The organism is Xanthomonas codiaei (genome assembly GCF_002939785.1).
Taxonomy (GTDB): domain Bacteria; phylum Pseudomonadota; class Gammaproteobacteria; order Xanthomonadales; family Xanthomonadaceae; genus Xanthomonas; species Xanthomonas codiaei.
On the sequence record NZ_MDEC01000012.1, the window covers coordinates 31,326 to 45,423 of the forward strand.

Here is a 14,098-nt window from a genome sequence, read left to right on the forward strand (position 1 = left end):
CAACAGGTGGCATGCATCGTCCGTTGCCATGCTGACCGCGCTGCTCGTGCTGCCGCTACGTCACGCATCACGGCATTCCCGCATGCGGCATGCGGCAAGAGATCCTGCAACACCGATTCCCGCGCCATGCCCGATCCCGACGCCGCGATTGCCATGCAAATCGCACTAGTCGCCTATCGCGAACGCTCTGGCGTATTCACCGCCCTTTCCCGCGCCATGCCCGATCCCGGCGCCGCGATCGCCATGCGAATCGCACCAGTCGCCCATCGCGAACGCTCTGGCGTATTCGCCGCCCTCTCGCATCCCGTGTCGACGCACACACAGCCGTCACGCCTTGGCACGTGATCGAACAGTGAAGCCCACGATTCCTCGCCGATCGCTGATTGCGCTCCCATAAGGCGTTTGGAGGCACTCGTGCACATCCGCATCACCTCGGTGACGGCCGCCCATACGTGGCCCTGGCAGCAGCGTTCAGCCCGAATCTGCAGCGCCGTTACCGACCACAAGCATGCAGACCCGCCCTGCCATCGCGCCCGGCACATCCATCGGTCGGTGGATGGATCGGCCGGATGCCTGCCCACGGCCGGCTCGACGCGGGGACGACACGGCGCCGATGCATTCCCCCTTTCCACCCCTCGCTCCTGGAGACCAACATGATCGCTCTTCTACAACGGTACAACGTCGGCAAGCGGCTGACCTTCGCCTTCGGCACCCTGATCCTGCTGTCCTGCGGGCTGGTCGCCGCCGGCCTGTACACCGTGGCCCAGGCGCGCGAGCGCATCGACACCGTGGTCAATCGCAACATCGCGATCATGCAGCATCTGGAGGACATGACCAATGCCAGCTCCGTGGTTGCCGTGCAGTTGCGCAACATCGTGCTGCCCACCTCACAGCAGGACAATCTGCGCTTTGCCGGCATCATCAAGGACAAGCTCACGGCCTACGAAGACAGCCGACGCACGCTCTACGTATTTTCCGCATCGCCGGAGGCCGCCGCGCTGCGACAGAAGATCGACCAGGCCAGCGCCGCCGCCGGCAAGCTCAACGCGCAGGTCGCCGATCTCGGCCTGAACGCCAGGGCCGACGAAGCGCTGGCCCTGCTGTTGCAAAAAGCCGCACCGGCCACCGAACAGTGGCAGAACGCCCTGGCCGACTATTCGGCGCTGCAGCGCCGGCGCGCCACCGAAGCCTATGAAGCTGCCACTGCGGCGATGGCGCGCGGCCGTGCCATGTTGATCGGCGGCGGTGTGGCGGTGGTGCTGATCAGCGCCCTGCTCGGCTGGGCGATCACCCGCAGCCTGGTGCGTCCGCTGACCCAGGCAACCCGCGCCGCCGAGGCCATTGCCAACGGCCATCTGGACAACGACGTGCGCACCGATGCCAGCGACGAAACCGGCCGCCTGTTGCAGGCCATGGACAAGATGCAGGACCAGGTACGCACGCTCATCGGCGCGCAGCTGGACATGGCCAAGCGCCACGACGAGGGCCAGATCAGTTTCCGCATGGATGCCAGCGTGTTTCCCGGCGATTTCGGCCGCATGGCGCGCGACACCAACGAGCTGGTGGCTGCCCACATCAAGGTCAAGATGCAGACCATCCACCTGGTGGAACGCTATGCCATCGGCGACCTGAGCGAAGACATGCCGCAACTGCCTGGCGAGAAGGCCGCAATCACCACCGCGATGAATCAGGTCAAGCACAACCTGTCCACGATGAATCGCGAAATCAAGCATCTGGCGCAGGCAGCGGCCAATGGCGATTTCAGCGCACGCGGCAACGCCGAGCAGTTCCAGTACGACTTCCGCCTCATGGTCGAAAGCCTCAACCACCTGATGGCCACCGCCGACGGCAACCTCGCCTCGCTCTCCGGCCTGTTGCAGTCGATTGCCGCCGGCGACCTCACCGCGCGCATGAGTGGCCAGTACCAGGGCGTGTTTGCGCAGATGCGCGACGACGCCAACGCCACCGCCGGACAGCTGGCCGGCATCGTCGGCCGCATCCAGCAGGCTGCCGACGCGATCGGCCTGGCATCGGGCGAGATCGCCTCCGGCAACCAGGACCTGTCGCAGCGTACCGAGCAGCAGGCCGCCAACCTGGAAGAGACCGCCGCCTCCATGGAGGAGCTCACCTCCACGGTCCGGCAGAACGCCGAACACGCCAGCCAGGCCAACCAGCTCGCCATCGGCGCCGCAGCGGTGGCCTCGCAAGGCGGCAACGTGGTGGCCGATGTGGTCGCCACCATGTCCGACATCCAGGCCTCGTCGAAGAAGATCGCCGAGATCATCTCGGTCATCGATGGCATCGCGTTCCAGACCAACATCCTGGCACTGAACGCAGCGGTGGAAGCGGCGCGCGCCGGCGAACAGGGCCGCGGCTTCGCGGTGGTGGCCTCGGAGGTGCGCACGCTGGCCCAGCGCTCGGCCGGCGCCGCCAAGGAGATCAAGCAGCTGATCGACGACTCGGTGGACAAGGTCGCGCAAGGCGCAACCCTGGTCGATCAGGCCGGCACCACCATGGCCGAGATCGTCGCCAGCGTGCAGCGCGTGACCGACATCATGGGCGAGATTTCCTCCGCATCGCAGGAGCAGTACGCCGGTATCGAACAGGTCAACCAGACCGTCACCCAGATGGATGAAACCACCCAGCAGAACGCCGCGCTGGTGGAGGAAGCCACCGCCGCCGCCCGCGCGATGGAAGAGCAGGCGCAGCAACTCACTGCCGCGGTGGCGGTGTTCAAGGTCGATACCCAGGCACCGGTGACACGCCAGCTCGCTGCCATCGCCAGCGCACCTGGCCATGCGCGCAAGACAACGCGTGCAGCCGCCGCACCGGCAAGCGCACCGCGCCCCGTGGCACGCGCGCCTGTGCCGGCCACCGATGCCGCCGATTGGCAGGAGTTCTGAATCGCGTCCGTGCGCGCCCGGGTTTGCCCGCGGCGCGCAGGCCGCGGGCTTCGATCACCATGCCGCGTTGCCCGGCTGCGTTGCGCAGGCCATGGACGAACCGCAAGGGCAAGCTGGAGCGGCTGACAGAACCTCGCAAGCCATCGTCAGCCGGGCGTGAACGGCGCGCCCGGAACCGCAGTGGACGCGTGTCCCATGCCGCGCCGCAACCGCCTGACGGCTGCGCAGTCGTCCATCGACCGCTCCTGCCGGCGTGCAGGCACCGGTTTTTAGTAGCTGCCTATCGAAGGAGCCAGTTGGTGCGCCGCAGGCGACACCGCTTACCCGCTACAAAATTCACCTAAAATTTACAAAGGACGTCTTTGGGTCGCCTACCTGGAAACGCTTCCACACACCCGAAGCTGAACATATCGCACGTTTTCATGCAGAATTGAGCATAAAAGATCAATTTTGAGCATGGGTGGCCGCTAACGCATTCACGCATCCGTAACGCCCTCCCCCGGGCAAGGTCGATCCCTCATGCATTTCTTCAACCGACTGTCCGTCGGCACGCGGCTGTCCGCGCTGCTGACCCTGATCATTGCGATCTCGCTGGGCCTGCTGGCCTTGACCATCTACCGGCAATCGGCCGGCGACATCGAATCGCAGGTCAAGGCCGAACTGCGCTCGAGCACGCGATTGATGCAGCAGTCGGTGGCGATGTACGACGTCACCCTGACCGAGGGCACGCAGCGCCTGGGCAGCGTGTTCGACGACATGCTGCCGCGTGGCGCACGCGAACTGGACACCGCCAGCACCATCACCATCGGCGAGCAGAACACGCCGTCGCTGCGCGTCGGCAATCAGGCGCTGAACCTGAACTTCGAGGCGGTGGATCGCTTTGCGCAGGCCACCGGCGGCGTGGCGACCCTCTTCGCGCGCACCGGCGACGACTTCGTGCGTATCACCACCTCGCTGCGAAACAAGCAGAACGAGCGCGTGATCGGCACCCTGCTCGACCGCAAGGGCAAGGCCTATGCCGCGCTGTCCGCAGGCAAGCCCTTCACCGGCCAGGCGCAGCTGTTCGGCGAGCAGTACATGACCCATTACGCCCCGCTGCGCAACGCCGCCGGCGACGTGATCGGCGCCCTGTTCGTGGGCCGCAACTACACCCAGGGCCTGGCAGCGCTCAAGGCGCAGGTGAGCGCGACCAAGCTCGGCCAGGACGGCTATTTCGTCATCGTCGACATGGCCCCCGGCGAGCATTACGGCCAGGTCATCGCCGCTCCGGCGGGAACGCCGGCCAGCCTGTCGGCGCTGGTTCCGGACGATCAACTGGCCACCCTGCAAGCGGTGCTGGACGGCAAGCAGCCCAGCGCCACCCTACAGTTGCGCGACGCCAAGGGCAGCAGCCAGGCCTTCGAAGTCACCGCCCAACGCTATGCGCCGTGGCAGTGGGCGGTGATCGGCACCCAGCCGCGCAGCGCCATCGACGGCCCGCTGGACGCGCTGATGGGCAGCATGCTGCTGTTCTCGCTGGTGGTGCTGGCGCTGTGCATCGCGGTGGTGTTCGTTGCCGCGCGCAAGATGGTCACCCGCCCGCTGGTGGCGGTGGAACGCGTGCTCGGCGACGTGGCCGCCGGCCGCCTGGACGGTCACATCGAGATCGACCGGCACGACGAGCTTGGCCGCCTGCTGCTCAATGCCCGCACCATGCGCGACGACTTGCGCGCGCGCCTGGAGCGCGATCACCTGATCGCCAGCGAAGCGCTGCGCGTGCGTACTGCGCTGGACGATGTCAGCACCAACGTGATGATCGCCGATGCCGACCGCCGCATCATCTACGTCAACCGCCCGCTGCAGCGCATGCTCAAGAGCGTGCAGGACGAGCTGCGCCGCGACCTGCCGCATTTCGATGCCGATGCGCTGATCAACGCCAGCATCGACCAGTTCCACCGCAAGCCCGAACACCAGGCGCGCATGCTCGACCAGCTCACCGGTACCCACACCGCGCAGATCCACGTCGGTGGCCGCACCATGCGGCTGGTGGTCAGCCCGGTGATCGGCGCGGCCGGCGAACGCATGGGCTTTGTGGTCGAATGGGCCGACCGTACCCAGGAAGTACAGGTGGAACAGGAGGTCGCTCGCATCGTGCAAGCCGCCGCCGCCGGCGATTTGAGCGAGCGCGTCAGCCTCGATGGCAAGCACGGCTTCCTGCTGCTGCTCGCCGAGCAGCTCAACACGCTGCTGGACAATAACGCCGACGGTCTGTCGCGGGTATCGGCGCTACTGTCCGCGCTGTCGCAAGGCGATCTTACCGCGCGCATGGAAGGCGACCTGCAGGGCGTGTTCGCCAGCATCCGCGACGACGCCAACGCCACTGCCGACCAGCTGGCCGGCATCGTGCGCCGGATCAAGGATTCTTCGCTGGCGATCAATTCGGCCGCCACCGAAATCGCCACCGGCAACGGCGACCTGTCGCGCCGCACCGAGCAGCAGGCCGCCGCGCTGGAAGAAACCGCCGCCTCGATGGAAGAGCTTACCGCCACCGTCAAGCAGAACGCCGACAATGCCGACCAAGCCAACCGCCTGGTGCTCGACGCCGCCGGGGTCGCCGCCCAGGGTGGCGATGTGGTCGGCCGCGTGGTCACCACCATGGCCGACATCGACACCTCGTCCAAGAAGATCGCCGAGATCATCTCCGTCATCGACGGCATCGCCTTCCAGACCAATATCCTGGCCTTGAACGCGGCGGTGGAAGCGGCGCGTGCCGGCGAACAGGGCCGCGGCTTTGCCGTGGTCGCCAGCGAGGTGCGCAGCCTTGCGCAGCGCTCGGCCGGCGCCGCCAAGGAGATCAAGCACCTGATCGAAGACTCGGTGGCGCGTATCGGCAATGGCGCCGCGCTGGCGTCGGAGGCCGGCAGCACCATGCAGCAGGTGGTGAGCTCGGTGCAGCGCGTCACCGACATCATGGGCGAGATCACCAGCGCCTCGCGCGAGCAGGCCGCCGGCATCACCCAGGTCAACCAGACCGTCACCCAGATGGACGAAACCACCCAGCAGAACGCCGCGCTGGTGGAAGAAGCCACCGCCGCCGCACGCGCGATGGAAGACCAGGCCGCGCAGTTGGTGGACGCGGTGGCGGTGTTCCGCCTGGAACAGCAGGACCAGTTGAACACCCTGCTGAGCAACGCCCGCCACGCCTACAGCTGAGACGGCAACCGCGATTGCTTGCAGCGAAATCGCAGCATCGAGGGCGCGGCAAGGACGCCGCACCAGGCAGCTTGCTGGTGGTCTTGCTGAAGAACGAAACTGCCGCCTCGTGCGCTTTGCTGGTTGCTGTGCCGAAACGTTGCGCACCGATCGACTCGACTGGCCCTTGCCCGCCCACCGTCGCGGGACCCTTGGCGGCATGGATGCCGCCAAGGAGCTTACAAGGACCTACTTGCAGCGTGTGCCGCGATGATGGGCGGGCAAGGGCCCTGCAGCAAACGCGAAGGCCTGGAGTGCGCGGCGCCCTCACCGCTAGTGGGACACGCCGTGAACCCATCCATGGGGCTCGATGGCGGCATCCATGCCGCCACACGGTCCCGCAAGCGGCGAGGACACCGCGCCAGACAGTTGGCTGATGGTTTTGCTGAAAAACCAGCAAGCCGCGTCCCACGCAACGTAGCAACGTCACCGCCTCCAGTGAGTCGTGAGAAAGAGCGCTGCCAGGCCGTTGCGCGCCGGCGGAAACCACAAGGCCAGCTGCGCACACCTATCGGTAGGCAGACGATGTTGGGCGACAGTCCTTAAAGATTTGGGTTTGCCGCCGATATCAAGGCGACGCCGGGACAACCCGCCGGGCGTCATCCCGCTTCCACTGTGCTTGTGCCCATGTCCCAAGGCGATACCTCCGAGCTGGACCACGACGATCACCTTGCCGAAGGTGACGAACGCTATCTGCTGCGCAACAAGCGGCAGATCCGTGGCCTGCTGCGCCAGCTGCTGGACCAGCGCGCCGTGGTCACCATGCACGTTGCCGGCCGCGACATGGCCGTGCCCACCGCCGTGCTGGAGGTGGACGAAGACGACGATTGCGTGATCCTGGACGGCAGCCACAACGACACCTCCAACCGCGCCATCGAAGACGCCAAGTACCTGCTGTGCTATGCGCAGCTGGAGCGGGTCAACATCCGCTTCCGGCTGGAAAAGGCCGAGCGCATCGAGCGCGACATCCACGTGGCCTTCCGCGCCGACCTGCCCGAGGCCATGTACCACATGCAGCGGCGCGAGTCGTACCGGCTGGAAACGCCGATCACCGATTCGCCCATCTGCACCATCCGCCAGGAAGACGCCCAGGGCGGCAATCTCAATCTGCAGCTGCGCGTGATCGATATCAGCAGCGGCGGCCTGGCGGTCTCGCTCACCGCCGGCATGCCCCTGCTGGAACCGCAGCGCACCTACCGCAACTGCACCCTGCAGCTGCCCGACACCGCGCCGATCTCGTTGCCGCTCACCGTGTGCAGCCAGCACAAGCAGACCCTGCCCAACGGCAGCGAAGGTTTTCGCGTGGGCATGCAGTTCAGCGACCTGCCGCGCGGCGCCGACGAAACCATCCAGCGCTACATCTTCCGGGTGGATCGCCAGCGCAACGCACGCAAGAGCGGCGTGTTCTGAACCCTCCAGCACTACGCCCAGCGCATCCCTAAAGTTGCCGGGCGCTGCGCCGATGTTGCTATGGCAACCCTCTTTCAACCCTGTGCCGCACCCGACACTCAGCCGCAACGCCCGGAGTTTCCATGAACGACAAAAGCACGACCACCGGCACCGGTGGTGAATTCCTCAGCTTCGCCCTGGGCGAAGAGCACTACGGCGTGGACATCCTGAAGGTGCAGGAAATCCGCGGCTACGACTCGGTCACCCGCCTGCCGGACGCGCCGGACTACATCAAGGGTGTGATCAATCTGCGCGGCACCATCGTGCCGGTGATCGACCTGCGCCTGAAGCTGCGCCTGAAGGAAGCGCGCTACGACGCCTTCACCGTGATGATCGTGCTAAATGTCGAAGACCGCGTGGTCGGCATCGTGGTGGACAGCGTCTCGGACGTGATCCCGCTCAACGACGACCAGATCCGTCCGACCCCCGAGTTCGGCGCCTCGGTCGATACCCGCTTCATTTCCGGCATCGGCACCCAGGACGACCGCATGCTGATCCTGCTGGACATCGAGACCCTGCTGGACAGCACCGAACTTGGCCACCAGCAGCTGACCGAAGAAGCCGCCTGATTCGACGCGGCACTGCGGTCTGCGCGGCCGTCAGAGGGCGATGGGTGCGTCGGGGGTGCGATGCGGCGGGTGCGCATCGCAAGCCGGCGGTCCCGTCCCCACCTGACGGCCGCAGCCATGTACGGGCCAGCGAAGTTGCGACCATCGGGTGTCAGGAGCGTCCCGACACGCGACGCACTGCCGAATCGAAGTGCGATGAGATTCACGCTTTTTGCATTCAAGTTGAACCGGAGCTCGCCGATAGCTGAATGGAAGCCCGCGTACACAAACGGGTCACCGTTCGACTTTCGATTCTGGAGAATCCACATGAAGTTCCTGCTCTCGCTCCTCCCCGTCGCTACTCTCGTGATCGTTGCTCCCACGCTGTCGGCCCAGTCGCAGGAAATGATTCCGCCGGAGATGGCCACCCGTTTCGTCGGCAAGGACGGCATGGTGTGCGGCAAGGTCGAAAAGGCCAAGTACGCACAGAGCTCGGAGGGTGAGCCGACCTTCCTGTACATGGGCGGCATGTTCCCGCGCCACACGTTCTCGGCCCGCATCGACGGCGCCAACCGCGGCAAGTTCAGCTTTGCCCCGGAAACCCTGGAAGGCAAGGACGTCTGCGTCCTCGGCAAGATCCAGCGCGACAGTTCGCGTGCCGAAATCGAAGTCAGCTCGCCGGCCAGCCTGAAGCTCGCCACCATCAAGTAATCGCATCTCACATCGCCACGCCCATGCGTGGCGATGTGCTGTCTGGATTATGCGGACTGACTTCTACGGGGGAATCGTGTCAATGCAATGGATCAATAATCTGAAATTGATGCCGCGGCTGATGCTGGCGTTCGGCATCGTGCTGCTCATCATGCTGGTGCAGGGGATCATCGCGTATTCGGGCCTGGCATCGCTCAACAACGTCACCCGCGACCTGGCCGGCAACACCATGTCCAGCGTGCGCGAGGCCGGCGATCTGCGCGGCATGCTCGGCGAATACCGGAATGCGTCTTACCAAAACCTGGTACGCGCCAGCGATGCGGTCAAGCAGGAAGCCAAGGTCCGTGCCAAGCGGCTGCATGGCGAAATCGAGGCGACGATCAAGGGCTACCCCCGCCTGATCGAAAGTCCGCAACAGAAAAAGCTGTTCGATGTATTCGTGGCGGACTGGAAGAAGGCCTCGGCCTCCTATGCCAGCGTCGACGAAATGATCGAGCTCAATCTCCCGGACGACGCCATCGACACCTTCGTCGGTGAAACACGCACCCTGCACAACAAGGCCAAGGATTCGCTGGCGGCGTTGATCGCCGAAGACAACCTGCTCGCGCAGGCGGCCAAGACCAAGGCCGAGAAGGTCCACGCCACGTCGGTTTCGCTGACCGTGATGGTGCTGCTGATCGGCATCGCCGGCGGCCTGGGCCTGGCCTTCCTGTTCGCCCGTTCCATCGTCAAGAGCATGCGCGGCGCGGTCACCACCGCCACCGAAATCGCCGGCGGCAAGCTGGATGGCCAGATCAACGTGCAGGGCCAGGACGAAGTGGGCGAACTGATGCGCTCCATGCAGCGCATGCAGCGCGACCTGAAGGAGCGCATCGAACGCGATCGCACCATTGCCGACGAGAATCTGCGCATCCGTACCGCGCTGGACAAGTCCTCCACCGGCACCTTCATCACCGACCCCGAGCGGGTCATCATCTACGCCAACGACGCCTTCAAGAAGATCGTGGCGCAGTACGAAAGCAGCATTCGCCTGGCATCGCCGGAGTTCGATGCGAGCAAGGTCATCGGCCAGCACATCAGCTACCTGGGCCTGTCCGATGCCACCGTGCGCAAGGCCATTGCCGCACTGGAACGCGATGGCGTCACCAGCTTCGAAGAGCGCTTCGGCGAAGTGGTGCTGGCGCAGACCGTCACCGGCATCAAGAACGAGGAAGGGCAAACCACCGGCGAAGTCTGCGAGTGGCGCGACCGCACCATCGAAGTGCAGGTCGAAGAGGAAGTCGCCCGTATTGTGCGCGCCGCCGCCAGCGGCGACATGAGTGGCCGGGTGGAAACCGACGGCAAGCAGGGCTTCTTCCTGCAGCTGGCGCAGCAGCTCAACGGCTTGCTGGACGCCAACGCCGCCAGCATCGAGCAGATTTCCGCGCTGTTGTCGGCGCTGTCGCGCGGCGACCTCACCGTGCGCATGCACGGGCAGTTCAGCGGCGTGTTCGCGCAGATGCGCGACGATGCCAATGCCACCGCCGAGCAGCTGGCCGACATCGTCGGGCGCATCAAGTCCTCGTCCACGGCCATCAATGCGGCGGCCGGCGAGATCGCCTCCGGCAATACCGACCTGTCGCATCGCACCGAACAGCAGGCCGCCAACCTGGAAGAAACCGCCGCCTCGATGGAAGAGCTCACCTCCACCGTCCGGCAGAACGCCGAAAGCGCCCGCCAGGCCAATCAGCTGGCGATCGGCGCCACCGGTGTGGCCTCGCAGGGCGGCGAGGTGGTGTCGCAGGTGGTCACCACCATGTCCGGCATCGAAGCCTCGTCCAAGAAGATCGCCGACATCATCAGCGTCATCGACGGCATTGCGTTCCAGACCAACATCCTGGCCTTGAATGCCGCGGTGGAAGCCGCGCGTGCCGGCGAACAGGGCCGCGGCTTTGCGGTGGTGGCCTCGGAAGTGCGCACGCTGGCACAGCGCTCGGCCGGTGCGGCCAAGGAGATCAAGGGCCTGATCGACGATTCCGTGCACAAGGTCGCCGAAGGCTCGGCACTGGTGCGCAAGGCCGGTGCCACCATGGCCGACATCGTGGCCAGCGTGCAGCGCGTCACCGACATCATGGGCGAGATTTCGGCCGCTTCGCAGGAGCAGTCGGCCGGCATCGAGCAGGTCAACCAGACCATCACCCAGATGGACGAGACCACCCAGCAGAACGCCGCGTTGGTGGAAGAAGCCACCGCCGCCGCCCGCTCGATGGAAGAGCAGGCCGGCCACCTGGCCGAAGCGGTGTCGGTGTTCAAGCTGGACGAACCGGCCGCCGCCGCCGCGCAGGCCCGCGTGCGTCCGGTGGCATCGCGTCCGGTTGGCGTCAAGACCGCCGCCAAGCCGGCCCCGCGCACTGCGGCAACGTCCGCGCGACCTGCCACGCCACAGGCCGCCCTGGCCGACGGTAACTGGCAAGAGTTCTGATCCACCGCTGTCACCCACAACGCCCCGGCCCTGCCGGGGCGTTGTGCATTTGGAGCCACTGCTGGAGCGTGGATCTACGTTGCCCCCTGCGCGGGCACGCTGCCGGGGATGTCACGGCGTGCGGCTTCAGCGCGCCGCGCCCGACAAACGCGCAGCCCGGCCCAGTCACACTGCCGACCGAACACAACCGCACGCAATCCACGCATTGGCGCTTCAGTTGCGCGGCTCCGTGGCCGATATCCAGTGATAGCTAACGACGCGTATGGATATGACGACTACGACTCCTGCTTCAGACACACGCGAATTCGATTTCGGCGACCGCGATTTCAAGCGCGTTTGCGACCTGATCTATCAGCGTGTCGGCATCGCCCTGGCCCCGGCCAAGCGCGACATGGTGTATGGCCGCCTGTCGCGCCGCCTGCGCGTGCTCGGCCTGCGCTCGTTCCGCGATTACCTCGACCAGCTGGAAGCCGGCAACGACGAAGAAGAATGGCAGGCGTTCACCAACGCACTGACCACCAACCTGACCTCGTTCTTCCGCGAGCCGCACCACTTCGACAAGCTGCGCGAAGAACTGCAGAAGCGCGCCTCGCAGGCGCCATTGAAGATCTGGTCGTGCGCCGCCTCTACCGGCGAGGAGCCCTACTCCATCGCCATCACCGCCTGCGAAGCCTTCGGCACACTGACCCCGCCGGTGAGCATCGTCGCCACCGACGTCGATACCCAGGTGCTGGAGACCGCCTCGCGCGGCGTCTACGCCATCGACCGCGTCGCCTCGCTGGATGCTTCGATCAAGCGCAAGTACTTCCAGCGCGGCAGCGGACCCAACGAGGGCAAGTGCCGGGTGATTCCGGCGCTGCGCCAGCTCATCGAATACCGCCAGCTGAACCTGCTGGCCCCGCGTTACGACGTGGGCGGCCCGTACGCGGCGCTGTTCTGCCGCAACGTGATGATCTATTTCGACAAGCCCACCCAGCGCGGCATCCTGTCGCGTCTGGTCAGCCACATGGGCGACGACGGCCTCCTCTACACCGGGCACTCGGAGAACTACCTGCACGCGGCCGATCTGATCCAGCCGTGCGGCCGCACGCTGTATCGGCGCGCCCCGCGCGCAGGAGCCTCTGCATGAGCACCGCCGTGCAAGTCGATGACGTGATGCGGTACCGCGATTCGCGCTTCCAGACCATCACCGCCAAGCTGCTGCCCACCCAATACCTGGTGGTGGACGACGACACCGCGTTGACGACCACCTTGGGATCGTGCGTTGCAGCCTGCTTGCGCGACCCGGTGCTCAAGATCGGCGGCATGAATCACTTCCTGCTGCCCGAAGGTCAGGTCGGCGATGGCGCACCCGCGCGCTACGGCAGTTATGCGATGGAGTTGCTGATCAACGACATGCTCAAGCGCGGCGCGCATCGCAAACGCATCGAAGCCAAGGTCTTCGGCGGCGCCAACGTGCTCAAGGGCTTCACCAGCAACCCGGTCGGCACCCGCAACGCCGAGTTCGTCCGCCAGTACCTGCAGGCCGAACACATTCCCATCATTGCCGAAGATCTGTGCGGCATCCATCCGCGCAAGGTGTGGTTCTTCCCGACGACCGGCCGGGTGGTCGTGCAGCGTCTGCCGCACGCACACGAAGCCGAAGTCGCCGCCGCCGAATCGGCCGTGCGTGCCCGTCTGTCCAAAGCACCGGTCACCGGTGGAGTGGAGCTGTTCGAATGACGCTGGAAACTCCCGTACGTGTCCTCATCGTCGACGATTCGGCGGTGGTACGTCAGATGCTCACCGAAATCCTCTCGCGCGACGCCGGCATCGAAGTGGTCGGCTCCGCCGCCGATCCGTTGCTGGCGCGCGAAAAGATCAAGCGCCTCAATCCGGACGTGATCACGCTGGATGTGGAAATGCCGCGCATGGACGGCCTGGTGTTCCTGGAAAACCTGATGCGCCTGCGCCCCACCCCGGTGGTGATGATTTCATCGCTGACCGAACGCGGCGCAGACACGACCTTGCAGGCGCTGTCGCTGGGCGCGGTGGATTTCGTCTCCAAGCCCAAGATCGATGTCGCGCGTGGGCTGGAAGGCTACGCAGAAGAGATCGTCAGCAAGGTCAAGATGGCCGCCAAGGCCAAGGTCAGCGCCCTGCACCGCCCCAGCACGCCCAAGGTCACCCTGGACATGCAGTCCGCGCCGGTGCCGGGCAGCGCGCTGCGCTTTCGCACCACCGACCGCCTGATCGCGATCGGCGCTTCCGCCGGCGGCACCGAAGCGCTGCGCGTGGTGCTCGAACACATGCCGGCCGACGCGCCGGCGGTGGTGATGACCCAGCACCTGCCGGCCAGCTTCAGTACCGCCTTCGCCGAACGCCTCAACCGCCACTCGGCGATGTCGGTGCGCGAGGCCAGCGATGGCGAAGCGATCCTGCCCGGCCATGCCTACCTGCCACCGGGCGGCCAGCATCTGCGCATCATCCGCGACGGTGCGCGCTGGCGCTGCCGCATCGACGACGGCCCGCCGGTCAATCGCCACAAGCCGGCGGTGGACGTGCTGTTCCGTTCGGTGGCCGCCAACGCCGGCCCGAATGCGGTTGGCGCCATTCTCACCGGCATGGGCGATGACGGTGCGCGCGGCCTGCTGGAAATGCTGCAGGCCGGCGCCCCCACGCTGGTGCAGGACGAAGCCAGCAGCGTGGTCTGGGGAATGCCCGGCGCCGCCTACAAACTCGGCGCTGCGCAGGAAGTGGTGCCGCTGGATCGCGTGGCCGAGCGCCTGATCGCCTTGTCGGCCCAGGCGCGCTGA

The 14,098-nt window shown here is 65.9% G+C and carries 10 protein-coding genes and 1 other RNA gene; 10 read left to right on the top strand and 1 reads right to left on the bottom strand.

The window, feature by feature from the left end; translation table 11 throughout:
- Window positions 1–126: 126 nt before the first annotated feature.
- A complete protein-coding gene (locus XcodCFBP4690_RS22405; RefSeq protein WP_146091878.1) occupies window positions 127–345 on the top strand; it encodes a hypothetical protein in 219 nt (72 codons plus the stop codon).
- A 308-nt stretch (window positions 346–653) separates the two neighbouring features.
- Window positions 654–2,903, top strand: a complete 2,250-nt coding sequence (locus XcodCFBP4690_RS10390) for a methyl-accepting chemotaxis protein (protein WP_104540878.1) — start codon at window positions 654–656, stop codon at window positions 2,901–2,903.
- 120 nt (window positions 2,904–3,023) lie between these two features.
- Here XcodCFBP4690_RS10390 and XcodCFBP4690_RS10395 read toward each other — a convergent pair.
- A non-coding RNA gene (locus tag XcodCFBP4690_RS10395) (sX9 sRNA) lies at window positions 3,024–3,100 on the bottom strand.
- 322 nt (window positions 3,101–3,422) lie between these two features.
- On the opposite strand from XcodCFBP4690_RS10395, the gene XcodCFBP4690_RS10400 reads away from it, so the two are divergent.
- From XcodCFBP4690_RS10400 to XcodCFBP4690_RS10435, 8 genes are all read left to right on the top strand, one after another.
- Complete coding sequence (locus tag XcodCFBP4690_RS10400; protein ID WP_104540879.1) at window positions 3,423–6,095, top strand: methyl-accepting chemotaxis protein; 2,673 nt, start codon at window positions 3,423–3,425, stop codon at window positions 6,093–6,095.
- A gap of 666 nt (window positions 6,096–6,761) precedes the next feature.
- Window positions 6,762–7,544 carry a flagellar brake protein gene (locus XcodCFBP4690_RS10405; protein WP_167394561.1) on the top strand — a complete coding sequence of 261 codons (783 nt, stop codon included), beginning with the start codon at window positions 6,762–6,764 and terminating at the stop codon, window positions 7,542–7,544.
- Between the two features lie 122 nt (window positions 7,545–7,666).
- Window positions 7,667–8,152, top strand: a complete 486-nt coding sequence (locus tag XcodCFBP4690_RS10410) for a chemotaxis protein CheW (RefSeq protein ID WP_104540881.1) — start codon at window positions 7,667–7,669, stop codon at window positions 8,150–8,152.
- A gap of 306 nt (window positions 8,153–8,458) precedes the next feature.
- A complete protein-coding gene (locus XcodCFBP4690_RS10415; protein WP_167394562.1) occupies window positions 8,459–8,842 on the top strand; it encodes a hypothetical protein in 384 nt (127 codons plus the stop codon).
- Between the two features lie 82 nt (window positions 8,843–8,924).
- Complete coding sequence (locus XcodCFBP4690_RS10420) at window positions 8,925–11,303, top strand: methyl-accepting chemotaxis protein (protein ID WP_167394563.1); 2,379 nt, start codon at window positions 8,925–8,927, stop codon at window positions 11,301–11,303.
- Window positions 11,304–11,565: 262 nt separating this feature from the next.
- Window positions 11,566–12,432 (top strand): CheR family methyltransferase, encoded by an 867-nt coding sequence (locus XcodCFBP4690_RS10425; RefSeq protein WP_039408156.1) that lies wholly within the window; start codon window positions 11,566–11,568, stop codon window positions 12,430–12,432.
- A complete protein-coding gene (cheD, locus tag XcodCFBP4690_RS10430) occupies window positions 12,429–13,025 on the top strand; it encodes a chemoreceptor glutamine deamidase CheD (RefSeq protein WP_024937701.1) in 597 nt (198 codons plus the stop codon). Before XcodCFBP4690_RS10425 ends, cheD begins: the two co-directional genes overlap by 4 nt.
- Window positions 13,022–14,098: a protein-glutamate methylesterase/protein-glutamine glutaminase gene (locus XcodCFBP4690_RS10435; RefSeq protein ID WP_064508754.1), complete on the top strand. Its 1,077-nt coding sequence runs from the start codon at window positions 13,022–13,024 to the stop codon at window positions 14,096–14,098. The genes cheD and XcodCFBP4690_RS10435 overlap by 4 nt, the downstream gene beginning before the upstream one ends.